Raw genomic sequence first — 300 nt, forward strand, 5'->3', positions numbered from 1 at the left:
GTCGAAGCCCTCTTGCAGGTAATACAGCATGAGGTCTTCCTTCGAATTGAAGTGATAGAAGAAGGTGCCCTTCGAGATGCCGGCCTCGTCGCAGATAGTCGCGAGAGTAAGGTAATCCTCGCCGTGCTTCTTCAGAAGACGGGCGGCGGCATCGAAGATTTTCTTGCGGGTGTTCTGGGATTTTACCCGGCGCGGTGCTTTCACGGCCATGGTCGGTCTCTTTCTCTCTGAGGTGTGCCATTCGCTTGTGGTCAAGAAAATTATACCAAAGTTCCAACTAAAGAAAAGAAAAGTCTTGAC

The 300-nt window shown here is 50.7% G+C and carries 1 protein-coding gene; it reads right to left on the minus strand.

Annotated features, from left to right (window positions below; all coding sequences use genetic code 11):
* Positions 1-210 (minus strand): TetR/AcrR family transcriptional regulator (locus PZH32_RS12985; protein ID WP_275208670.1); only part of this gene is annotated, 210 nt, incomplete at its 3' end.
* Positions 211-300 lie beyond the last annotated feature (90 nt).

This window comes from Adlercreutzia equolifaciens (genome assembly GCF_029076695.1).
Lineage (GTDB): Bacteria > Actinomycetota > Coriobacteriia > Coriobacteriales > Eggerthellaceae > Adlercreutzia > Adlercreutzia equolifaciens_A.